The organism is Carboxylicivirga sp. M1479 (assembly GCF_007097485.1).
Taxonomy (GTDB): domain Bacteria; phylum Bacteroidota; class Bacteroidia; order Bacteroidales; family Marinilabiliaceae; genus Carboxylicivirga.
In genome coordinates, this window is record NZ_VKDE01000017.1 from 81935 (window position 1) to 105380 (window position 23446).

A 23446-nucleotide genomic window follows, 5' to 3' on the forward strand; every position below is an offset into this window, starting at 1 on the left:
TGTTTTGAAAGTCATGAACTTTTCACTTATCACAATGCACTTTTTTAGCACTTATCACTCTCAATATGGTAGCATTTAAATTAGCCTATAAAAACTTAATTGGAGCAGGTCTACGTACCTGGCTTAATGTTAGTGTTCTGTCTTTGGCATTTGTCATGACCATTTTCTACAATGGAATGATCGACGGCTGGAACCGCCAAGGGCGTAATGATACGCAAGATTGGGAGATTGCGAATGGTCAATACTGGCACCCCGAGTACGATCGATTGGATGTGTTTAGTATCAAAGATTCGCATCAGCCTTTAAGTGCGGAACTGCAGCAGCAAGTGAGTGATGGTTGGCTAGTGCCACAGTTTATTCAGCAGGCCAGTATTTATCCTCAAGGGCGCATGCAAAGTGTCTTGCTCAAAGGAATTCCACATGATCAAACCATTTTAAAAATACCGACGGCCCCCTTAAAGACCGATGGCGATGAGTTAAAGGCCATCATAGGGAAGCGTATGGCTGAGTCGACTCATTTAAAGGTGGGTGATCAGGTTTTAATTCGTTGGCGCGATAAAAATGGCACATTCGATGCCTTGGAACTAACGATCGTTAGCGTTTTTCAATGTGATGTACCAGGTATTGATAATGGCCAAATTTACATTGATTATGACCGTATGCAAGAGATGATGGGCCTGGAGAATAATGCAAGTTTGTTGGTGACAGCTGCTGAAGAACCGAGGGCAATTAGCGGATGGAGCTTTAAGGATACTGATTTTCTTCTGGCGGATTTAGATAAAATGATAGAGTCGAAAAAAGGCGGCGGCATTGTTTTACAAGGTGTGTTGTTGCTCATTGCCTTGTTGGCCATATTCGATACGCAGGTATTGTCTATTTTTCGCCGGCAAAAGGAAATCGGAACTTATATTGCTTTGGGTTTAACCCGCAGTCAGGTGGTTGGTATTTTTACCATTGAAGGAGGGGCGCATAGTATCTTAGCCGCCTTGGTGGGTGCTGCTTATGGCATCCCATTTTTCTTGTATTTAGATACCGTGGGCTTAAGTTTTGGTAGCGTTGATGTGGGTGTAACCATAGCCGAAACCATTTATCCCTATTACAGTCTTGGACTCATTTTATCAACCATGCTACTGGTAGTTGTTTCAGCCACCATTGTCAGTTACTTGCCAGCTCGTAGAATAGCCAAAATGAATCCAACGGAAGCCCTAAAAGGGAAGATACAATAAGGAGTAGGGTTCAACGCGAAAAGAAATTAACAACATCAAAAAAAATGATAGCTTTTAAATTGGCATATAAGAACTTATTAGGGGCAGGACTCAGAACCTGGCTCAATGTAAGTGTTCTGTCTTTGGCTTTTGTCCTCATCATCTTTTACAATGCAATGATCGATGGTTGGAATCGACAAGGTAGAAATGATACGCAAAATTGGGAAATTGCACAGGGGCAATATTGGCATCCTGAGTATGATAAGTACGATGTGTACACCATCAATGATGCTCATCAAGCACTCATAAACCCAATTCAAAAGCATGTTGATGCAGGTCGTATGGTGCCCGAGCTACTACAGCAGGCCAGTATATATCCTCAAGGACGCATGCAGTCTATTATTTTGCGTGGTATTCCATCTGAGCAAAGTGTTTTAAAGTTACCTACTCATCTCTTAAAAAGTGATAGCGAAGAGCTAATCGCCTTAATTGGTAAAAGAATGGCCAAGGCAAGTAAGCTAAAGCTGAACGATACGGTTTTGCTAAGGTGGCGCGATAAAAATGGAACTTTTGATGCGGCAGAAATGCGTATTGGTGGCATTTTTAATTGCGATGTGGCCGAAATAGATAACGGACAAATTTACATTAGCTATGCCTTGATGCAGAACATGATGGGTTTAAGCAATGAAGCCACCCTCTTGGTTGATAAGCTGGGAATGGGCGAGCAGTTTTCTGATTGGGACTTTAAATCACCATCATTTTTGTTAAAAGAGCTTGATGAACTCATCAACTCGGAACGCATTAGTGGAATGGTAATGCAGTTGATACTGTTGCTAATTGCTTTGTTGGCCATATTCGATACGCAAATACTAGCTATTTTTCGTCGCAAGAAAGAAATTGGAACTTATATAGCCCTGGGCTTAACCCGACAGCAGGTGGTTCGGGTATTTACCATTGAGGGTGGCATGCACAGTGTGTTGGCAGCTTTATTAGGGGCTGTTTATGGTATTCCTCTATTTATGTGGATCGATAGCGTTGGAATTAACTTTGGAAGTGCCGATATGGGCATTACCATTGCTGAAAGGGTTTATCCCTACTATAGTTTACAATTGGTGCTCATTACCATAGTGGTAGTGGTGGTATCATCAACCATTGTGAGTTTTATACCAGCTCGTAAAATTGCGCGTATGAAACCTACCGATGCACTTAAAGGAAAGATGTAGCGGAGTGATAATGTGCACGATGCACTTATTGCATCGCACTTTGTAATTAATGTAAATAACAACATCATGATAAAATTTTTAATCAAAGGAATATTGCGCGACAAAAGCAGAAGTCTATTGCCTGTAATTGTGGTGTCTTTGGGAGTGTTTCTTACCGTTTTTATGAGTGGATGGATGAAAGGCATCTTTGGCGATATGATTGATATGAATGCCAATTATACCATGGGACATGTCAAGGTAATGACAAGAGCTTATGCCGAAAACGAAGAGCAAATACCCAATGATTTGGCCCTGCTTGATGTGGATGCGCTTACCAGGCAGTTGAGTGCTGAGTACCCAAATGTAGAGTGGGTGCGTCGAATTATGTTTGGTGGTTTGTTAGATGTGCCCGATGAAAATGGGGAGACCCGTGCGCAAGGGCCTGCTGCGGGTCGTGCTGTGGACTTGTTATCGCCCGATTTCAAAGAGGCCGAACGCTTAAATATTCCAAAATCTCTGGTGCAAGGGCGTATGCCGCAACAGCAGGGTGAGGTACTTATTAGTGATGAGTTTGCCCGACGGTTTAATGTGGCCATTGGGGATGACATATCCATACTTGGCTCAACCATGTATGGAAGCATGGTAGTGCCAACCTTTACAGTGTGTGGAACCCTTAATTTTGGTATGGCTATGCTCGATAGGGGAGCCATTATTATGGATATTACCGATGCTGAATTGGCTTTTGATATGCAAGATGCAGCGGGTGAGCTCCTGGGGTATTTTAAAGATGGTCAATATAATGATGATGAGGCGCTGTTGATGCGTGAATCTTTTAACGCTGTCTATAGTGATGTTAATGATGAGTTTTCGCCTCAGATGGTGCGCCTGCGCGATGAGGCAACACTTAAGCAGTACCTGGAGATGGCTGACAACATGAGTGCCATGATGGTGATGATATTTGTAATTGCCATGTCAATTGTATTATGGAATACTGGTTTGTTGGGAGGTTTGCGTCGTTATACCGAGTACGGTGTTCGCTTGGCTTTGGGCGAAGAAAAAGGTCATATTTTTCGAACCATTATTTACGAAGCCCTAATGATTGGTTCCATTGGTTCTGTTTTGGGCTCTGCGTTGGGTATTGGTATTTCGTACTACTTGCAGGAGAACGGCATTGATTTTAGTGCCATGATGAAGAATGTGACAATGATGATGCCGACTGTCTATAGAGCCAAGGTGACTCCTGATTTGTTTTACATTGGCTTTATCCCTGGATTGCTGGCCATGACCTTGGGCAATGCTCTGGCAGGCTACGCAATTTATAAACGAAAAACGGCTCAGTTGTTTAAAGAGTTGGAAGTGTAGATTAGTCAGCATGGATACCCCGCAATAGGTAGGTGGCTGCGGGGAAGTGTTTAAATCTTATTGGGATTGGATTTTGTGCTGGTATCGTGTGGTGAGTGGTAAGGGTTAAGATTGAATGGAAGAATAATTTTAAAAATTAAAATATGTGCAAGAGGTTTATTCTTATAGGAGTGTTGTTGATGGCAATAATAGCTGTGTTGAAGTCGCAAACAGCCAATGAGATCATGCAAAAGATTGATGATAATATGTCATCGGAAAACAGGGTTGTGGAATCGAGTATGACCATCCATGGTAGACGTAATAGTCGAACCATAACATCAGTTAGTTACACGGTTGGTACTGAAAAGTCCTTTACAGAATATCTGTCGCCCCCACGTGAAAAGGGTACTAAGATGTTGAAACTCGAAGATCGTTTATGGACTTATTACCCTGCCAACGACCGTATTGTGCAAATTTCGGGACACATGTTACGGCAGTCTGTTATGGGTTCCGATTTATCCTACGAAGATATGATGGACGATCGTCAGTTAACCGAGGTGTACGTGGCTGTAGTTGAGTCAAAAGAAGAAATTGATGGGCGATCTATTTTCGTGCTTAAGCTTACTGCTAAAGTTGATGATGCAGCATATCATTCGCGTAAGTTGTGGGTGGATGCTGAGTATTACCTACCAACTAAGGAGGAGCTGTATGCTAAGAGTGGTCAGTTACTCAAGCGCACACAGTTGAGTGACTTCCAAAAGGTCGACGGCAGATGGTATCCAATGAAAATGAATTTTAAAGATGTATTGAAGCAGGGCGAGGGTACTGATTGGGAAATCATAAGTATTAGATTTAACGAAGAGATACCGGATTATCTGTTTTCAAAGGCAGCCTTAAAGCAGTAAAAAAGTAGATAATAATATTTTAAAGGATCTCATCCTGATAAGCGTCATGCCTATCAGGATGCGATCCTTTGTTTTTATGTACTTAGTAAGGTAAAGGGGGTGTGATTCTTAAATATTGTAAATCATTTGGATGTACGTGTTATAAATAGGGGGTAAAAAGAAATATTTAATAATAATTTGTAATTACACCCCTCGTTTTTATATTTGCATCTTGAAAAACTGATAAATGTCATAAAAAAGCATTTTTGAGTGAACAGCGCAACACTATTTTGGATTTAAAATCGTAGCCACGGTTAATCAATTTGATAATGCTGATGTCAATCAAAATACTTTTTATCACCCTCGGGTAATGGCATATTTAAACTTTATCACATTATCATGAAAGTAAATCTACAATTGAAGAAAAGAATGATGACTACCTTGGCAATAATCATGGGCCTTGGTGGATTGATGGAATTGAGTGCCCAGCCCGGTGTTGATTCTGGTGCTACAGCCTGGATGATTACTTCCACGGCCTTAGTATTGTTAATGGTGCCTGGTCTGGCCATGTTCTATGGCGGACTGGTTCGTTCTAAAAACGTATTGGGTACTATGATGCATAGTTTTGCAGCCATGGGTGTAATGAGTGTACTTTGGGTATCGGTAAGCTACAGCATGTGTTTTGGAGATAATGTGATGGGAGGCTGGTTTGGCTGGAACCCCGATTATGTATTTCTGAAAGGTATTGATGAAGCTGTAATGGAGGGGGGCGTACCCGAGTACGTGTTCTCAATGTTTCAGGGTAAATTTGCAATTATTACGCCTGCGCTAATTGCAGGAGCGTTTGCCGAACGTGTTAAGTTCCGAGGATATTTAGTATTTATAACCTTGTGGGGACTACTGGTCTATAATCCTTTGTGTCACTGGGTATGGGCCGAAGATGGTTTCTTATTTAACATGGGTGCCGATGGAGCTATTGATTTTGCGGGTGGTACCGTTGTACATATCTCGGCAGGTATCAGTGGTTTGGTTGCTGCTATTTATTTAGGTGCTCGCCGTGGTTATCCTCATCGCCAGATGAAACCTAATAACCTGGTAATGGTTATGGTGGGTGCAGGACTATTATGGGTTGGCTGGTTTGGCTTTAATGCAGGTAGTAGTGTTTCCAGTGGTTTAGAAACAGCACAGGCTTTAACTGCCACTCAGGTAGCTGCTGCTGCAGGAGCCATCACATGGATTATTATTGAAGGGTTTCACCAAGGTAAAATGACAGCGTTGGGTTTTGCTTCTGGTATATTATCTGGGCTTGTGGCTGTTACACCAGCTGCAGGAGTGGTTCAGCCTTTGGGCGCCATGGCTTTGGGTGCTTTGGCCACCATTATTTGCTACTTAATGCTAATCGTTAAAGATAAACTAGGTTACGATGATTCATTAGATGCCTTTGGTATTCATGGTGTAGGAGGTATTGTTGGTGCCATTGCTTTAGTCTTTTTCATCCGCGACAGCTGGATGGCGAATGCAGCTGAGGCTGCAGGTGGATCGTGGAGTATCTGGCAACAATTGGGTGTTCAGGTAGCTGCTGTGGGTATCGCTATTGTGTATTCTATTGTTCTAACAATTATTATTTTAGTGGTGGTTGAAAAGGTGTTTGGATTAAAGTCATCACCCGAAGAAGAAATGCAAGGCTTGGATCATGCCTATCATGGAGAGCGAGGATACGGAATGCTTAACCCTAATTAATAACTCAATTAAAAATAACTATGAAATTAATAACAGCAATTATACGTTCGTACCAGCTCGATCAAGTGCGTGAGAGTCTTATAGCAGCTGGAATAACCCGAATTACAGTAAGTCGTGTTTCAGGTCATGGAGCACAAAAGCGAGAAGAGGTATATCGTGGTAAAAAAGTGATACCAGCATTGATTCCTAAAATGCGGGTTGAAATAGCGGTTAACGAAGAGTTTGTTGATGCCACGGTGGATGCAATCATTAAAGGAGCTAAGTCCATTAGTGAAATAGAAGGTGAGATTGGGGATGGTAAAATCTTCATCACACCTCTTGAAGAGTGTATTCGTATTCGAACAGGCGAAAAAGGTGGCACAGCTATATGATAATAACTCTGCACAGAGGTGTGGAGCAACCTACCAACTGTGAAATGAAAATCCCTCATAACCCGAGGGATTTTTTTATGCGATTAAACTTGATGGATGAATTAATGAACACGGATTGTATTGGATCATAGGATATTTCTGTGGATTAATAATAATTTGTAACGAAAGGAAGCAATGAAATACCTTGTTTTGTGAGATGGTTTTTCTTTCTTTTGCATCGCCCAAAAGAACCAAAACGCTAGTCCCATTGATGCTACCGCCCGCTCTAATGATTTATCAATTTCACAATCAAAGTAGGTCAAGCCCCTTTGATGTTTAATTAAATTAATCAATATTCACTCCTTCGCATGCCCGCCAATGGAACAGGCCACCACGCTTTCGAAATTGCTTTTCGAGTGTGGCAAGGAGGATAGTCAAACGTAAAGGGTATAAAACTAATTATTCGATTAAATAATGAGCCAGCAGAGCTTATTCATCATGCTGAGCTACCCTCCCCAATCGAAACAAGGTTTCGAACGATTGAAAGCCAGTGATAAGAGTGGATATTGTGGAATTGCAAGGCGATAGCCTTTAGCATGAAGCAATAAATCCATCTCTGGTGCGTAGCAATCACCCCTTTCAATCAGGTTTTGCATCCTTTTTTGAAAAGGATGTGCTAGCCCGGTACTAGGGCAGTGAATAATTTGCGCTTACTGTACTAATTATTTCTCTATACTGTCTGTTGAATAACCCAAAAGAAAGAATCTCGATGATTGTTTTTTGTAAAGCCATTGATTAGAAGGTACACTGTTTATTTCTTTGTCCACAAGAATATCTATTGATTCATTGTACTTAATTATCAGCTTAAAATAGAACGAAGAATCATCGACGTCTTTTATTCGTTTTTCAATGGCATTGAGTATATTTATGCTTCATAATTACTAAATCTAACTTTAAATGGGATTGTTCGATAAATTAAGGGGTGAATTTGTTGACATCATTGAGTGGCTCGATGATTCAAATGACACCATCGTCTATCGTTTTGAACGTTATCAAAATGAAATCAAAAATGGCGCTAAGCTTACGGTTCGTGAGGGGCAAGTAGCTGTTTTTATCAACGAAGGGCAAATTGCAGATGTTTTTCAGCCAGGTATGTACGAGTTAACAACTCAAAACCTGCCAATTTTATCAACTCTACAAGGATGGAAGCATGGTTTTAACAGCCCTTTTAAAGCTGAAGTATATTTTGTTAGTACACGCAGCCTTACTGCACAAAAGTGGGGAACGAAAAACCCAATCACCTTAAGCGATCAACGCTTTGGTATGTTGGAGATACGAGCCTTTGGCACCTACGTAATTAAGGTGAGCGATGCTCCTTTGTTTATTAAAGAAATTGTAGGAACAGATGGCCATTTTACAACCGATGAAATAGCAGATCAGCTAAAAAGCATGATTGTTACACGCTTTACCGATGCGGCTGGTGAGGCCGGAATGCCTATTGAAGCTTTCGCAGGTAACATCAATGAGCTGTCGGATTACGTATTAAAAGTAATTGCTCCTGAATTTGCACAATATGGCCTTGAGCTGCCTAAGTTTTTGGTTGAGAATGTGTCGATGCCAGAGGAAATTAAAAAAGAAATATTTGAATTGAGCAGGTTAAGTGCGATTGATTTAAATAAATTGGCGCAAATGAAAGCTGCCAAAGCAATGGAGGCCGCTGCCAACAATCCAAGTGGCACCGCTGGAGCTGGTATGGGCATGGGCATGGGTTTTGCCATGGCTAACCAAATGGGACAAACCTTTGGTGCTGGTCAGGCACAAGAGCAAAAACCAACAGCAACCCCGCCACCTCCACCAATACCGCCAGCTTTAACGTTTTTTGTGGTGCTCAATGGTCAGCAAGCGGGGCCGTATGATATGGCAACTCTTAAGCAAATGGCCATGCAAAGTCAACTAACGAAGGAGACCCTGGTGTGGCGCGATGGTATGGCTAATTGGTCAGCTGCAGGGCAACAAGCCGAGCTAACGAGTTTATTCGGAAGTATTCCTCCACCAATACCAGGACAATAAAATGGAACATATCGAAGAAAAAGAAGTTGCAGTAGGTACGTTTGCTTGTGTATCGTGTGGTGCCGATCTAAAGTATAAGCCTGGTACGCAGCATTTAAATTGCGAGTATTGTGGTGCTGAAAATGAAATTCCACAGGTAGAAGAAGAGATTGAAGAGCTAGATTTTCACACCTTTCTCAAGCAAAAGTCAGAATCGGAAACATCCATTGAAGCCAACTTTGTTAAGTGCGATAGTTGCGGGGCCTCATCTACTTTAGAAGAAGATGTGACTGCTACCAATTGTGCCTACTGTGCTGCTCCATTGGTTATAGAGCATGCCCAAAACGAGAGTGTTATTCAGCCAAAATCCTTACTGCCCTTTAAGTTGAATAAAGATGAGGCCAAAGACGAATTTAAAACCTGGCTCAAAAAGTTGTGGTTCGCACCAAACGACTTAAGAAAGGCGGTCCTGAATTTTGACCATTTTAAAGGTGTTTATATTCCTTATTGGACTTACGATACCGATACTTTCTCCAATTATGTGGGGCAGAGGGGCGATTATTATTACGTTACAGAAACTTACACGACCACAGAAAATGGAAAGTCAGTTACCAAAACGCGTCAGGTAAGAAAAACGAGGTGGAGCCATGCATCTGGTCGAGTCCACAAATTTTTCAATGATATTTTAACAGTAGCAACCCGTTCTTTACCTCAAAAGTACATCTATAAACTAGAGCCTTGGGATTTGGAGAACTTAGTGCCTTTCGATAGGTCATACATAAGCGGATTTATTGCTGAAAAGTACCAAATTGGTTTGGAAGAGGGCTTTGGAATAGCAAAGGATATTGCAGATCCTAAAATTCGTGAATTGGTGCGACGCGATATTGGTGGAGATGAGCAACGAATCATTTCATTAAATACTAGCTATCGTGATATTACTTTTAAGCACTTGCTGCTACCAGTTTTTGTATGTGCTTATTTGTTTAAAGGTAAACTGTATCAGTTTTTAGTTAATGGTCGTACTGGCGAAGTACAAGGACAACGTCCTTATAGCTGGATAAAAGTCACATTGGCCGTTGTTGCTGTGTTATTGTTGATAGCAGCAATCATATTTGGCGTTAATTACTATCAAGATCAGCCACCTGCCTATTAGTCAGGTCTATTTATAAACTAAAATGTCCCTAATTCAGTTTGAGTTAGGGACATTTTTATTTTGTAATATTTGCTGTTACTGTCGTTGGTGTTGTGGTCGTAATAAGTCCATGATTGTTTTAACAGGATTGAATGTACTTACTGGTACTTCAACAAAGAATGTTAACCAATGTGCCATGGCGCCATTCCATAAGCCAGGCAACTCAAGCGCTTTCAAGGCTTCGCCATTTCGTGTCTTTTCGGATATAAATCCAGTATTAGCATCAACAAATTTCGCTAAGTCAAATTTCTTTCCTTCAAAATCTTTAATGTAGCACACTAAATCTACAGGGTTAAAGTGCGTGCTAGCATTGAGTATGGCTTGTTGTTCAGCATTATTAGGATCTATTTGGGCACCTTCAACAATTTGCAGACTTGAACTACCATCACTTTGTTTTACCCAAAAAGGACCACCGCCAGGTTCGCCTTCGTTTTTCACCATTCCACAAATTCTAATGGGGCGATTCAGTTTGTTACTGATGAATTCTACCTTATCTACTGTAGAGCAAGATTGAAGCTCCTCAGTATTCAATTGCAATTCATTGCTTAGGAACTGCATGCCCTGTTCTATCGCTTCATTAACTACTTTCGTATTATCACTCTTGATTCCATGTAATATGGTAAAAACAGTTTCTTTTTTAGCAAGCAAGATGCCGGCCAATAGTTGTTTGTAATAAGTCGTATCTTCCAGTTGATCCTCAGGAACAACATTATCAATATTTTTGATAAAAATCAGTTCAGCATCCAAATCATTTAAGTTTTCGATAAGTGCACCGTGTCCGGCAGGGCGGAAAAGCAACTCTCCATTTTCTTGCCTGAATGCTTCATTATTTGGATGAACTGCAATTGTGTCTGTTGATTGCTTTTGAAACGAAAAACTAACATCGTATTTAATGTTGTGTTTGCTTTCGTATTCAGCAATACTGCCAGCTAATTGTTGTTGAAATAACTTGTGATGCTCCGGGCTTACAGTGAAATGTACTCGGCCTTGTGTGGAGTTACTGGCGTACTGAGCTGTTTCTGTTAAATGCTCTTCTAGCGGAGTGGTGTTGCCATTTTCGCTCTTGTGGAACTTAAGTAAACCTTTGGGCAGATGACCATAGTTGAGCCCTCCATCCATGAGTATTTGTTCAATTATTAAACGTGCCTCCTGAGCATTAAAGCTGTTGTTATTCTTATTATTCTGTATCGATGGAACATCATCTGCAAACGCAAAATCATTAATTCGTTTAAAAAACTCTAAAAAAGGAGCTTTTGTTAGTGATTCCGCTTGTTCTAATTCTGATTGTTGTAAAAATTCAAATAATGCTTTAAACATACGTGTTGCAGCACCCGATGCAGGAACGAATTTTAAAGTTTTTAATCCCTCATTAACTGCCTGTTTGTATTTTGTAATGAGGAGTTCTTTTTTTGTGTCAGATATTGATAAAATACCATCGTTCAAAGTAGCTGCTTTTTGGAGATTGGCAAAAGCAAAACCCTTGGCAAAGTGTTCTAATTGTTCTTTAATATTTGATTCGGTAATACCTTTCGTTTTGAGCTGTGTTAGGTCTTTGTTTGTAAGCATATATTTCATTTTTATAGATACGTAATATTAGTTGTTTTCGCTGTGTTTTACAAGTGTGTATTGTGCATTTTCATGCTTGTTTTGGCCTAGGATCGTATTGCCTATCTACATAGGCGTTAGAGCTGCGGTAAGTTTACTAATAGTTAAAGATTAACTATTAGAACATAGAACTCGAAAGTTCAAATATACTGATGTACAAGTATTTAAATGGTTGGATATATGAAAAAATAACTATCTTCGCCACGTTAAAAATTCTTAAAAATATTCACTAATTATTCTTATATGAAGAGGATAGGTCTATTCTGTGGGTTAGTTATGCTTAGTTTTCAGTTGTTTGCTGAAGGTTATCAGGTTAACTTACAAGGAAATCGACAAACAGGTATGGGACATACAGGTGCTGGACTATTTATGGGTGCATCAAGTATGCATTTTAATCCCGGAGCCTTAGGTTTTATTGATAAAAAGTATGATTTTTCCTTTGGCGGAAGCATGATTTTTTCAAATAATACTTTCCAAAAACAAGCGCCATCAACCTATGAGGCAAAGTCTGATAATCCAATGGGAACGCCATTTTATTTTTATGGAGCTACTAAATTAAATGATAAGTTAGCACTTGGCCTTGCTGTAACCACTCCTTATGGAAATTCATTAAAATGGGGTGATGATTGGGATGGTAAATATTTAATCCAAGATATTTCATTGCGAGCTATTTTTATTCAACCAACATTGGCTTATAAGATTAATGATAAGTTAGGCTTAGGTTTGGGTTTCATGGCTGTTAATGGTAATGTAGATCTTAATAAGGCCTTGCCTGTTCAGGGCGCCAACGGTGATGCGAGTGCCAATATCTCTGGTAACACTTGGGCTTTTGGATTTAATGCAGGTATCAGTTATCAAGCCACAGATAAACTCTCACTTGGTTTAAGTTACCGATCTGAGGTAATGGTAGAGCTAGATGAAGGCGATGCAGACTTCACGGTTCCAAGTTCTTTGGCTGGTTTGTATCCAGATACTAAGTTTCAAGCCGAGTTACCAATGCCTACCAATATTACTTTTGGCCTAGGTTATCAGGTGAATGATAAATTGTTATTGGCGGCGGACTTGCAGTACGTTGGCTGGTCGGCATATGAAAGTTTAGACTTTGATTTTGAAGCGCCAACTGTTCCTGATTCACGTAATCAACGCGATTTTGAGAATACAATGATTTATCGTTTAGGAGCTGAGTATGCTTTAAATGAGAAAGTGCAATTTAGAGCAGGTGTTTATTACGACAGCACGCCAATTCCAGAAGATTTATTGACGCCTGAAACACCAGGTACCGATAAAATAGGAATGTCATTGGGATTAGGTTATCAGATCAACGATAAGTTATCGCTGGATGCATCCTTATTGTACATACACGGAATGAAGCGTGAAGACGGCTATGCGCCAACTAACTTTTACGGAACTTACTATTCCAATGCTGTAATTCCGGGAATTGGTGTTAATTATTCATTTTAATAAATGGTACTGATGAAAAGATATATATATAAATATGCACTACTATTAAGTGCTGTCGCTTTATGGTCGTGCGAGCCTAATACTGATGATTTTAATCCATCAAAAGGAAGCGCTGATTTTACTAATTTTGTAGCTATTGGCGATTCATACACTGCTGGTTATACCGATGGAGCTTTAGGGCGAAGAGGACAAGAAGAAAGCTTTAGTGCCATATTGGGAAAGCAGTTGATGTATGTTGGAGGAACTTCTTATAACCAACCTTTTGTACAGTCAGAAAGTAGCGTTGGTTCAATGGAGTTGCAACCAGGCGTTTATAATGGCTATTATGAGTTAAACATTGTTGAGGGATCTTTAAAGCCACAACCTACGATAGGCGACGTTGCTATTTTAGGTGAACAGGTAAGTAGTCCTGATAATCAAAACTTCGGTGTTCCTGGAGCTAAATTAATTCACTTAGGTGAATTACCTGCTCCATATCCGCCATACGCGCAATTAAATCCTTTTTATGCTCGATTTGCCAGCAGTCCTGATGCAACGGTTCTTGGGGATGCTTTAGCAGCAGAGCCTAGTTTTGTTTCGTTTTGGGTTGGAAATAACGATATACTAGCTTATGCAATGGCTGGTGGTGAAGCAGATGCTATTACCGATCCAGCAATGTTTGCCGCTGCTTATACGCAAGCTGTTAATGCGATATTATCAACTGGATCAAAGGCTGTACTAGGTAATGTTCCAGCAATTGAAACCATTCCATTTTTTAATCATATTTTGAAAGATGGTCACTTGCCTTTGGTGATTGTTGACGATGCCGTACCAGGTGGTATTCGACAGCTTGTTGAAGGAGAAAAAATTCTGTTGTCTGCAAGTACAGCTTTAGGAATGGGATATGGTCAATCTGTTGAAATGCCTTTAGGTGCTGAATATGTTCTGGATTTAAATGAATTGAATGCGATATCATCAGCTACTACAGCTTATAACGCAACAATTAAATCTATTGCTGATGAAAACGGGATTGCTCATGTTGATTTAGCAAAAATCATGGAGCAGTTGAGTACAAGCGGACTTATTATTGATGGAAATCGTTATACCACAACTTTTGTTTCTGGAGGCGTATTTTCTTTAGATGGTATTCATGCTACAGGGCGTGGTTCAGCAATAATTGCCAACGCTTTTATTGATGCAATAAATGCAAAGTATGATGCGCAAGTACCTCATGCCAATATCAATGATTATAACATGGTAGAATTTCCGTAATGGGATTTTAAATAATGAGTGGTAAAAAGGAGGGTTCGCCCTCCTTTTTTTTATTTTAAATTTTTTTGTTGGCCCACTATAAAGCCAATATGCTTTAGTTCGAATCAAGCTCTAGTATTTGCTTGGTATCTATCGCTGCATAATTTATTCTTTGTTGCCTATCATTAAAATGAATTTTTACGATGCCTTCCAATATATTAAATGCTGATAAATTGATTATTACCAACAATAATGTGTAAACATTAAAATTCACTTGTAGAAGAATAGGCATGTTTATATTTTAGCACTTCGAAAATAACTAAGAATAGTGTATGATATCTTCAAAGGTGTATTGTTTGCTGATTGTCCTTTTGTACTTCTATGCTCCTACTTCTAGTGCTCAGGATTTTCAGGTTAACTATTTGTCGGTTGAAGATGGTCTATCACAAAACGAAGTCACGTCAATTGTACAAGATAGTTATGGTTTTATGTGGTTTGGTACCCGAGGTGGGTTAAACAGGTACGATGGTTATTCTTTCAAGCATTATAAGCCCTCTATTATGGATTCTGGTAGTATTTCCAATCCATCTATTGAAGCTTTACTCTTAAACAAGGAACAGGATATATTGATTGGTTTAAAATCAGGTGGTCCTGCAAAATATGATTATTCAGCTGGTGTTTTTGAAGTTCAAGAACTTGCAAAGCGATACGGATTAAATAGAGTCGTTTCTTTTTGCGAAGATGAGGAAGACAATACATGGATTGGTTCGTGGTCGAACGGTGTTTTGTGCCTTAACAAAGACACTGCTATACATTATAAAGGTCTTGATCAAGTCAGATCGATACAGCAAACAGAAGATGGTACAGTGTGGTTTGCTACTTCAGCCGGACTTAAATACAAAAAAAAGACTGACAAAATTATTCAAACCTTCATCGGTACAAGTATAACCTCACTTGTAGCGGATAAGGTTAATAAGTGTTTGTGGCTATTAGGTTGGAATCAAGATCTAATGAAGATTGATTACCATACAATGTCTTCCAAGCACTACCCTAACAACAAAGCTGTAGATTATAAGAATTTTACTTTATACAATGATACTCAAGGGATATTGTGGGTTGGAACGTGGGGAAACGGATTATTCCAATTCAATAAAGAAACAGAAGAGTTCAAAAAGGTTAATATTTACCCTTTCAACTCTCAATCAGCATCTGTTGATTTTGATATTATTCGGGATGTTTTTGAGGACAAGGTGGGTGATATATGGTTAGGAACACAAGCGGGAATTGTCCGTATCTCGCGCAAAAATAATTTTAAATACATAAACGGTTTTGATCAGCACGGTTTAAATCGGGTTCACGTTAGCGCCATTTATATTGATAATAATGGGAGAAAGTGGGTTGGAACAAGTGGTAATGGTTTGTTTTACTCAGATGATGGCATTATCTATAATAGAGTATCGATCAATCGATCGAATGTTATTTCAAAGCGGGATGATTTATCGGTAAAGGCATATGTCTTTATAAACGTTATATTAGAGGAGTAAGTGATGTGAAGTTTTTCTTGTATAGACTCTGCAAAATTTATGCTTAGACCCAGAATTTGGTTCTGATCCTTTGTGATCCATTTTGATACCACTATTGACATTATAAAAAAGAAAAAGCCTGTAAATCAAGTGATTTACAGGCTTTTGTTCTTATTTGATATTTAAGAAAGTGATCCAGGCGGGATTCGAACCCACGACCCATAGCTTAGAAGGCTATTGCTCTATCCAACTGAGCTACTGGACCATTCTTAGTGCTTTTTGTTAAAAGCGATGCAAAGATAATTATTCAACTTATCTATTCAAATAAAATGAAGCATTTTTGTAGTATTAATTCCGCAGTATTACTCAATTATCAAGTTTTCAATTGCTAAGAAACTTATTTTTTTCGCAGGGTAAGCTTTTCAATAGCGTCATATGTGTGTTAAAGGAAGTATTATCCAAAATATGAGTATATATGTCCATTATCGAACGTTAAAAGCGTTTTGAAAATACATCATATGTAATAAAGTTTGTTATTGCACAATTACTGTACGATATCGAACAATAAGTAGTAGAATCGAACACTTCTAATTGTTTCGTATTTATATAATGCATTAGTTTATAACAATCTGATTATCTTGGTATACTTTTAGTTAAAAAGGAAAGAACCTAAACACATCTATTTTGAATATCCAAATTAAAGACCTCAGCCAGGTTTATAAAAATGATTTCAGAGCTCTTAACAAAGTTAATCTGGAAATTGAATCTGGTATGTTTGGTTTATTAGGACCCAATGGTGCTGGTAAATCAACTCTCATGCGCATATTGGTAACTCTATTAAATCCAAGTCATGGCGACATTTTGGTTAATGGCAAAAGCTTGTCTAAAAACCGATCCGAAGTGCGATCTTATTTGGGTTACCTGCCGCAAGATTTTCGTTTTTTCTCAAAATTAAAAACCTGGGAGTTTTTAGATTATGCCGCTTCACTAACTGGTATAAAAAATAAAAAGGAGCGATTAAAGGCAGTAGATCATATGCTTGAACAGGTTGGGCTGTTTGATGTGCGCAACCGATATGCCAATAAATTATCAGGTGGTATGAAAAGACGGTTGGGTATTGCACAAGCGTTAATAGGAGACCCCAAAATTATAATTGTTGATGAACCTACCACAGGACTCGACCCAGAAGAACGCATACGTTTTAGAAATATTCTTTCTAATTTGAGTCAACAAGATGTCATCATTATTTTATCAACGCACATTGTTGGAGATATTTCATCAACCTGTCAACAAATGGCTTTATTAAACAAAGGCCAAGTTCACTTTCAGGGGACTCCTGAGATGTTTGTTAATCAATCATCGGGTCATGTATTTAATACCAACGTAACATTTGAACAGCTTAAAGTAATAGGAGAACAATACCCGGTAATAACATCGGTACCTGGAGCCAATGGCTACGAAATTGAGTTTGTAGCCGATGAAGTAAAAGGTTGGGATACGAAGCTTGTTGAGCCTAATTTAGAGCATGCTTACGTATATTTTATGGAATATATTGCTAATGAAAAATTTCAATACCAATGATGTCTTTATTTAAAATTACCACAGTTGCTCGTTTTGAGTCGAAGACGCTTTTAAGAAGTTGGTTTTTCAGAATATTTGCAATATTGATTATGGGATTTGTTCTCATGTTCAATCTTTTTGGTGTTACTGCAATTGCAGATGGAGGATGGCCAGGACGATTATTGCCATCAGGGGTACCTTATTTTAATTTGTGGATATTAAACATCGCACAAGCCGTAATTGCCGTTTTTTTATCAGCCGATTTTTTGGGAAGAGATAAAAAGCTGGATACCACGGAGGCCTTTTATGTAAGAAGCATGTCCAATTCGGAATATGTTTTGGGTAAAACAATGGGGGTTTTAAAAGTATTCCTTTTGCTCAACGCTGCCGTTTTAATGAGTGCTTTATTATTCTCCTTAATTGCTACAGAAGTAAATATATCGTGGACAGCCTACCTGTTGTACCCCTTACTCATTTCATTACCTACGCTGATCCTAGTTTTGGGATTATCGTTTTTTACAATGACATTGGTTCGTAACCAGGCAATTACTTTTGTGTTGTTACTTGGGTTTATCGCTCTGTCGTTATTTTATCTGGGTAATAAATATTTGGGTGTATTCGATATCTTGGGTTTTTACACCCCTTTTATGCGCTCTGATTTTACAGGATTTCAAGACTTTAATAGCCTCTTAATCCAACGTTTTGCGTATTTATTAATCGGAATGGCTTTAATCATTGCTACAATTTTGCGCTTACCCCGATTAGAGCAGCAGCGCTTAAATAAGCCTATGCTTTGGGGGACACTCCTAATTTTTAGTTCTTTAATTGCCGTTAGTTATTTTATTCAGATAACAACATCAATCAGGAGTGATAATTTACTGCTTCAAATTAATCAGTTAAATGCTAAGTTGCCACAAATCGCTAGTCAAATAACTTCATATCAGGCAAAGGTAAAGCATAATAATGATGCTATTGATTGTGAAGTAAGCATGCAAATAAATCGCAATGCTTATACGGCAAATACATTGCCATTGGCTTTAAATCCAGGATTAAAGGTTACAGCTTGTACCATAAATCAACAGCCAGTGTCATTTCAACAAGATGCTCACATTGTGTCGGTTGATGTTACAACCGTAAGCGAAGAATCGTACCTTTTACAACTAACTTACGAGGGGACTATTTTGGATGATGCCATATATGCCGATATCAAAGAGGAAATCAAAGCTTCAGAAAATAGGAAGGATCCATTATTGGCAGGTAAGGGATATAGCTTTATTCAACCTAATTATGTCCTTTTAACTCGTGAGGCTCATTGGTATCCAGTAATCGCCAGAGACCAATATTGGACACAATATCCTTTTGCTGCAATGAACTTAACTGTTCATTCAGAGCCTAACTTGGAGGTAATCTCCCAAGGTTTAAAAGATAGCATTAACTCAGGAACTTATTCTTTTACGCCTGAGCAGAAGTTAAATGCGTATAGTTTAGTTATTGGTGATTATGAACGGCATACAACCGTAATTGATAGTGTTGAGTTTAACTTATATCATCATAAAACACATACATATTATAAGGACTATTTTAGTGAGCTCAACGATACTGTTGCGGATGTTGTTCAGAGTATTAAAGACGATTTTGAACGGAAGCTAGGATTAACATATCCTTTTCAGCGTCTTTCAATTGTTGAGGCTCCCATTAATTTTCATTCGTACATACGAAACTGGACATTAGCGACTGAAAATATTATGCCTGAGATGGTTTTCTTTCCTGAAAATGGAGGAGGACTTTGGCAAAATGACTTAGGCAATGTTCGAAGACGAATTGACAGAAGTGTAGACCGATCGAACGAAGAACGCTCTGAAAAAGAATTACAAGTGGAGGTTTTAAAAAACTACCTTGGAGACAACTTCATTAGGCCATCTCGTTTCTTTTTTGGTCGCCAGCGCGAGGCAGAGCGATCAATCGAAAACTGGGGACGATACCAGATTTTTCCGTTATATTATAGTTATGTCAATAGTATTGATGAACAAGGCTACCCACTTTTAACTATTGCTGTTGAAAATTACCTGCACCAACGCTTAGGTGAAACAAGAAGACGAGGTTTAGGTGGACTTTCAAGTAATGATGAAGTAGTATTGAAGCTTCGTAACAATAGCCTGAAAGATCTAATTAATGAAGAGGATGTCAATACTTTGGGTAACATATTCGCATCAAAAGGAAATCAGTTGTTTTCTAACCTAAAGGTTAATGTTGGTCAGGCTAATTTTGATAATGACCTAAATGCTTTAATGACAGCAAAGCAATTTCAAAACCAAGCAATCAATGACTTTACTGCATCCATTTCTCAAGTTAGTATGTCTGATTTTTCAGATATGTACAACAGTTGGTTAAACGATGCATACAGACCCGCCTTTTTATTTAGTTCTGTAGATGTATCAGAAATAAAAGAAGGCAATCGTATTCGATATTTTGTGAAAGTTACTGTATCAAACCAGGGCGATGCTGATGGAATTGTGGGATTTACAGTACGTGAGGGGCGTCAACAAAGAGGTCGCGGGCGTTTTCGTTCACGCTTCCAGGGTGACGATGAGCAGGATGGAGAACAAAGTTATCAGTTTAATGCAGGTCAAACCTACGACATTGGCTTTTTGCTGGATGAGGAGCCGCGCGAAGTATTAGTTAATACTTACATAGCAGTAAATATACCATCAAGTCAAACCCTCACATTAAATCCGATTAATAGAAAAAATAAAAAAGTTGCTTTTTTTGAGGGATCAAAAATTTCGAGTAAAACACTGAATTACAAGGTTAAGAATGAGATAATTGTTGATAATGAAGACAGCGGTTTTGAGCTTGTTAATACAGGAGAAAGCCGAACTGTAAAAGATTGGTGGACAGCGATGCAGAATGAAGAGGATGGTGACAGTGACTATGGAATGGTACGATTCTGGAACCCGCCTGTGAAATGGCAACCTGTGGTCAGTGACAAGTTTTTTGGTGAGTATCTAAGATCAGCAGTTTATAAAAGAAAAGGTAGTGGCGAAGGCTATCTTGCCTGGAAAGCTAATATTGAACAGGCAGGCACCTACGAAGTACACGCTTATGTTGCCAACATCACCAATCGTTTTAGGCGAGGAAACAATAATTCAAACAAAGAGAAAATATACAATTTTACAGTATACCATGATGATGGTAAAGATCCTATAGAGTTAGTCATAAGTAACGATAATTCGGGCTGGTTGTATTTAGGTGAATTCTATTTTTCTGAAGGAAATGCCCAAGTACAATTGTCCGATGTTTCAAATAGTGAGTACATCATTGGTGATGCCGTTAAATGGATTAAAAAATAAAAAGACGAACACATATTTTTATGAAAAAAATTAAGATAGCAACATTAATGCTCTTACTGCTCATGGCAGGGCCAACAAAGGCTCAGCGATTAATGACGCTTAATCAGTCGGTTGAAGAAGCTTTAAAGAACAGTCCGCAAATTGTACGCATGCGATTAAGCTTAATTCGTACGCGTGAGTTGCTCAACGCCCAAAGAGCATCATTGCGTTCTAATTTTAAGCTAAATCTAAACCCCTATCAATATTCAAATAATCGGCAATACGATGAATTTAACCAACAATGGTTTACTTCGGAAAGCACGCAAAGTAATGCTACGCTTAGCGTTACCCAACCAGTTATTTGGACAGATGGTACCATCACTTTAGATAATACCTTTGGATATAGGGATAACTATAGCTCATCATCATCCAACTCGTTTGAAGGTTTTAGTAATAGCTTACGTTTAGGTATTAATCAACCTTTGTTTACCTATAACCGAACAAAAATGACGCTGAAAGAGCTTGAGTTTGATCATGAAAATGCAAAACTTAACTATGCTCTCGAAGCCCTAAATGTAGAACGTCAGATTACACAGTATTTCTACCAAATATATCAAAAGCAAATGGAGCTAATTACTTCGCGCGAAGAGTGGGGCAATCGTAAGAAAAGTTTCGAAATAATTAGTAATAAGGTAGAGGCAGGTTTAACTGCCAAGGAAGAAATGTTACAGGCCGAATTGGATATGATGTCTAGTCAGTCAACGGTACAAAACAACGAAGTTGAACTCGAAAACATCAAAGATAACTTCAAGCAAATGTTGGGTTTATCTTTATCAGAAGAACTAATGGTGATTGCTGAAGTATCGGTTTTACCTGTAGATATTGACATTAAAATGGCTACCAATTTTGCCTTACTCAACAGGATGGAAATTCGCCAACGCGAAATTGATATTGAAACAGGGCAATTTCAGTTGATAAAAACTAACGCGACCAACGAGTTTAAAGGTAATTTAAATGTATCGGTTGGATTGTTTGGTGAGAATGAGAAAATTAAAGGCATTTACGATAATCCCAATGATAACGAAGATGTACGTTTTAGTTTGGAAGTGCCTTTATTTGACTGGGGTGAGAAGAAAGCCCGTATGCGAGCTGCAGAGGCATCTTTACAAACTAGCGAATATAATTTGCAAGATGAGCAAAAGACCATTCGTTTAAACATTAGAAAGGTAGATAGGAGTTTGAAAAATACCCTTATGCAAATTGAAATAGCTCGTAAGAACGAAGAGAATGCGGAGTTAACCTATGAGATCAACCTTGAGAAATACCGTAATGGCGATTTAACTAGTATGGATATTAACCTGTTCCAGAATCAGTTAACTCAAAAGAAAAATGCTTTAACCAATGCCCTCATTAATTACAAGCTTGAGCTCTTAAATATGAAATTGCAGACTTTGTACGATTTTGAGATGCAACGAAGCATTATTGACGATGTAATGAAATACGAAATGATTCAATAAACCTTTACTAACCTATATATTCTTATTAAAATGATAAAATCTAAATACTTACACTCAACAGCAATGCGTTTTAAAGTGCCCATGTTAATTGGACTGATATCCTTGCTATTAATGTCCTGCAAAAACGAAGCAAGTAGTTTTTCAACCGATGTGGCCGTTAATGTTTCGGTGCAGGAGGTTAAGAAGAAAAGCATTGAGCAAACATTGGTAACAACAGCTACTATTAGTCCGCAAATGGAGTCAAATTTAAAAACAGAATTAACTGCACACTATCATTTGCAACTTAACCCCAAAACAGGTAAGCCATTCAAAATGGGTGATCAGGTTAGTGAGGGGCAACTAATAATATTGTTAGAAGATCAGGAGTATACCAACAATGCCAACCTAGAAGGTGCTCAGCTCGACATGGAGATTTCGGCCATGGAATATGAAAAACAGCAGGCTCTTTTTGAAAAAGGGGGTGTAACAAAGCGTGAATTGGTTAATTCTGAAAAAACGCTTTTAACATCGGAGCAAACATATGAAAATGCTCAACTAAAGATTGAAAAACTAAGCATACGTGCACCATTTAAAGGTGTAATAACCGATTTGCCATATTTTTCGCCAGGTATGCGTGTTGATAACGGAGAAGCTGTTTTAAGCATTATGAATTATTCTACCATGATGATGGATTTAAGCATGCCTGAGAATTTATTGGGTGAGGTTAAAGTAAATCAGTTGGTAAATATTATGAATTATGCCTTGCCCGATGATACGCTTAAGGGTAGAATTACTGCTTTATCGCCAGCCATTGATAAAGAGGCAAGAACGTTTAAAGGGCGCTTAAAAGTGGATAATAAAAAACAGCTACTTAAGCCTGGTATGTTTGTAAAAGCTGAGATTGTGGTTGATCAACGCGATAGTGCTTTGGTAATACCTAAAGATGTGGTGTTGACCGAAGGCAATCGTAAAGTGGTGTTTGTGGCAAAAAATTCAGCAGCTCAAAAGCGATATATCCGTACTGGTATTGAAACATTAAATGATATGGAAGTATTAGATGGATTAAAACAAGATGAGCGTTTGATTATTAAAGGCTTTGAAACACTTAAGGACCGCTCCAAAGTTAAGGTAGTAAAATAATAAGCATATTGGCTACTTACTTCACAAAAAACAATAGGCCTTAATTGGCAAATGACAAGTTATCGATTTACAAATGCATAGTGATTGGTTTGTAAATAAAAGTGAGGTAATTACCCGTAAGTTTATTATCAGCTACTCA

The 23446-nt window shown here is 38.6% G+C and carries 16 protein-coding genes and 1 tRNA gene; 15 read left to right on the plus strand and 2 right to left on the minus strand.

Going from position 1 to position 23446, the window contains the following annotated elements; genetic code table 11:
• Positions 1-65 precede the first annotated feature (65 nt).
• From FNN09_RS11870 to FNN09_RS11905, 8 genes are all read left to right on the plus strand, one after another.
• On the plus strand, positions 66-1226 hold the full coding sequence (locus tag FNN09_RS11870; RefSeq protein WP_143302575.1) for an ABC transporter permease: 1161 nt from the start codon (positions 66-68) through the stop codon (positions 1224-1226).
• 44 nt (positions 1227-1270) lie between these two features.
• A complete protein-coding gene (locus FNN09_RS11875) occupies positions 1271-2428 on the plus strand; it encodes an ABC transporter permease (RefSeq protein ID WP_143302576.1) in 1158 nt (385 codons plus the stop codon).
• 66 nt (positions 2429-2494) lie between these two features.
• The gene (locus FNN09_RS11880; protein ID WP_143302577.1) at positions 2495-3769 is read left to right on the plus strand and encodes an FtsX-like permease family protein; all 1275 of its coding nucleotides are present in this window, start codon (positions 2495-2497) and stop codon (positions 3767-3769) included.
• 143 nt (positions 3770-3912) lie between these two features.
• Positions 3913-4653 carry an outer membrane lipoprotein-sorting protein gene (locus FNN09_RS11885; RefSeq protein WP_143302578.1) on the plus strand — a complete coding sequence of 247 codons (741 nt, stop codon included), beginning with the start codon at positions 3913-3915 and terminating at the stop codon, positions 4651-4653.
• 378 nt (positions 4654-5031) lie between these two features.
• Positions 5032-6372 carry an ammonium transporter gene (locus FNN09_RS11890; protein WP_255434098.1) on the plus strand — a complete coding sequence of 447 codons (1341 nt, stop codon included), beginning with the start codon at positions 5032-5034 and terminating at the stop codon, positions 6370-6372.
• A 20-nt stretch (positions 6373-6392) separates the two neighbouring features.
• Positions 6393-6743 (plus strand): P-II family nitrogen regulator, encoded by a 351-nt coding sequence (locus tag FNN09_RS11895; protein ID WP_143302579.1) that lies wholly within the window; start codon positions 6393-6395, stop codon positions 6741-6743.
• Positions 6744-7679: 936 nt separating this feature from the next.
• Positions 7680-8792: an SPFH domain-containing protein gene (locus FNN09_RS11900; RefSeq protein WP_143302580.1), complete on the plus strand. Its 1113-nt coding sequence runs from the start codon at positions 7680-7682 to the stop codon at positions 8790-8792.
• 1 nt (position 8793) lies between these two features.
• The gene (locus FNN09_RS11905; protein ID WP_143302581.1) at positions 8794-9924 is read left to right on the plus strand and encodes a hypothetical protein; all 1131 of its coding nucleotides are present in this window, start codon (positions 8794-8796) and stop codon (positions 9922-9924) included.
• 75 nt (positions 9925-9999) lie between these two features.
• Here the strand turns inward: FNN09_RS11905 and FNN09_RS11910 are convergent, their stop codons facing one another.
• Positions 10000-11529, minus strand: a complete 1530-nt coding sequence (locus tag FNN09_RS11910; protein ID WP_143302582.1) for a DUF4301 family protein — start codon at positions 11527-11529, stop codon at positions 10000-10002.
• A 282-nt stretch (positions 11530-11811) separates the two neighbouring features.
• On the opposite strand from FNN09_RS11910, the gene FNN09_RS11915 reads away from it, so the two are divergent.
• The 3 genes from FNN09_RS11915 (at position 11812) to FNN09_RS11925 (ending at position 15803) form a co-directional block, all read left to right on the plus strand.
• Positions 11812-13029, plus strand: a complete 1218-nt coding sequence (locus FNN09_RS11915) for an OmpP1/FadL family transporter (protein ID WP_143302583.1) — start codon at positions 11812-11814, stop codon at positions 13027-13029.
• Between the two features lie 12 nt (positions 13030-13041).
• Complete coding sequence (locus tag FNN09_RS11920) at positions 13042-14280, plus strand: SGNH/GDSL hydrolase family protein (RefSeq protein ID WP_185968976.1); 1239 nt, start codon at positions 13042-13044, stop codon at positions 14278-14280.
• A 311-nt stretch (positions 14281-14591) separates the two neighbouring features.
• Positions 14592-15803, plus strand: coding sequence for a two-component regulator propeller domain-containing protein (locus FNN09_RS11925; protein ID WP_143302585.1), 1212 nt, complete (start codon positions 14592-14594; stop codon positions 15801-15803).
• Positions 15804-15973: 170 nt separating this feature from the next.
• On the opposite strand, the gene FNN09_RS11930 is transcribed toward FNN09_RS11925, so the two are convergent.
• Positions 15974-16047 (minus strand) — tRNA-Arg (locus FNN09_RS11930).
• A gap of 419 nt (positions 16048-16466) precedes the next feature.
• On the opposite strand from FNN09_RS11930, the gene FNN09_RS11935 reads away from it, so the two are divergent.
• The 4 genes from FNN09_RS11935 to FNN09_RS11950 are packed head-to-tail and all read left to right on the plus strand — an operon-like array spanning position 16467 to position 23307.
• Positions 16467-17363 carry an ABC transporter ATP-binding protein gene (locus FNN09_RS11935; protein WP_143302586.1) on the plus strand — a complete coding sequence of 299 codons (897 nt, stop codon included), beginning with the start codon at positions 16467-16469 and terminating at the stop codon, positions 17361-17363.
• Positions 17360-20692, plus strand: a complete 3333-nt coding sequence (locus tag FNN09_RS11940) for a hypothetical protein (protein ID WP_143302587.1) — start codon at positions 17360-17362, stop codon at positions 20690-20692. The genes FNN09_RS11935 and FNN09_RS11940 overlap by 4 nt, the downstream gene beginning before the upstream one ends.
• Positions 20693-20712: 20 nt before the next feature.
• On the plus strand, positions 20713-22188 hold the full coding sequence (locus FNN09_RS11945) for a TolC family protein (protein ID WP_143302588.1): 1476 nt from the start codon (positions 20713-20715) through the stop codon (positions 22186-22188).
• A gap of 30 nt (positions 22189-22218) precedes the next feature.
• Complete coding sequence (locus tag FNN09_RS11950; protein ID WP_143302589.1) at positions 22219-23307, plus strand: efflux RND transporter periplasmic adaptor subunit; 1089 nt, start codon at positions 22219-22221, stop codon at positions 23305-23307.
• Positions 23308-23446: the final 139 nt, after the last annotated feature.

Coding starts and splice junctions, on each gene's coding strand:
- FNN09_RS11870 (WP_143302575.1), top strand. CDS start 66: ATGGTAGCATTTAAATTAGCCTATAAAAACTTAATTGGAGCAGGTCTA.
- FNN09_RS11875 (WP_143302576.1), top strand. CDS start 1,271: ATGATAGCTTTTAAATTGGCATATAAGAACTTATTAGGGGCAGGACTC.
- FNN09_RS11880 (WP_143302577.1), top strand. CDS start 2,495: ATGATAAAATTTTTAATCAAAGGAATATTGCGCGACAAAAGCAGAAGT.
- FNN09_RS11885 (WP_143302578.1), top strand. CDS start 3,913: ATGTGCAAGAGGTTTATTCTTATAGGAGTGTTGTTGATGGCAATAATA.
- FNN09_RS11890 (WP_255434098.1), top strand. CDS start 5,032: ATGAAAGTAAATCTACAATTGAAGAAAAGAATGATGACTACCTTGGCA.
- FNN09_RS11895 (WP_143302579.1), top strand. CDS start 6,393: ATGAAATTAATAACAGCAATTATACGTTCGTACCAGCTCGATCAAGTG.
- FNN09_RS11900 (WP_143302580.1), top strand. CDS start 7,680: ATGGGATTGTTCGATAAATTAAGGGGTGAATTTGTTGACATCATTGAG.
- FNN09_RS11905 (WP_143302581.1), top strand. CDS start 8,794: ATGGAACATATCGAAGAAAAAGAAGTTGCAGTAGGTACGTTTGCTTGT.
- FNN09_RS11910 (WP_143302582.1), bottom strand. CDS start 11,529: ATGCTTACAAACAAAGACCTAACACAGCTCAAAACGAAAGGTATTACC.
- FNN09_RS11915 (WP_143302583.1), top strand. CDS start 11,812: ATGAAGAGGATAGGTCTATTCTGTGGGTTAGTTATGCTTAGTTTTCAG.
- FNN09_RS11920 (WP_185968976.1), top strand. CDS start 13,042: ATGAAAAGATATATATATAAATATGCACTACTATTAAGTGCTGTCGCT.
- FNN09_RS11925 (WP_143302585.1), top strand. CDS start 14,592: ATGATATCTTCAAAGGTGTATTGTTTGCTGATTGTCCTTTTGTACTTC.
- FNN09_RS11940 (WP_143302587.1), top strand. CDS start 17,360: ATGATGTCTTTATTTAAAATTACCACAGTTGCTCGTTTTGAGTCGAAG.
- FNN09_RS11945 (WP_143302588.1), top strand. CDS start 20,713: ATGAAAAAAATTAAGATAGCAACATTAATGCTCTTACTGCTCATGGCA.
- FNN09_RS11950 (WP_143302589.1), top strand. CDS start 22,219: ATGATAAAATCTAAATACTTACACTCAACAGCAATGCGTTTTAAAGTG.